This is a genomic window from Alistipes sp. ZOR0009 (assembly GCF_000798815.1).
In the GTDB taxonomy this organism is placed as follows: Bacteria; Bacteroidota; Bacteroidia; order Bacteroidales; family ZOR0009; genus Acetobacteroides.
Map to the genome: position 1 here is coordinate 1 of NZ_JTLD01000124.1, position 309 is coordinate 309.

Sequence of the window (309 nt, forward strand, 5' to 3'; positions counted from 1 at the left end):
TTTTTGGCGCCGACTTCGCCAACTTTATAAGCACCCACTGGCTGCCCAACCTGCTCTTCTTTGCGATCTTCATGGTTTTCGCGTTCTCCTTCTTCGGCATGTTCGAGATTACGCTGCCCAGCTGGATGATCAGCAAAACCGACTCGCAGGTGGACAAGGGCGGCTGGGGCGGCCCCTTCTTCATGGCGCTTACGCTGGTGCTGGTTTCGTTCTCGTGCACGGGGCCCATTGTAGGCTCGGTGCTGGTTCAGTCGATGGGCGGTGCGGTGCTGCTACCCGTGGTGGCGATGCTGGGCTTCTCGTTAGCCT

1 pseudogene is annotated in these 309 nt (G+C 58.9%); it reads left to right on the forward strand.

Features of this window, described 5'->3' with window-relative positions:
* Positions 1-309: pseudogene (locus L990_RS20310) on the forward strand (disulfide bond formation protein DsbD); the annotation flags it as partial.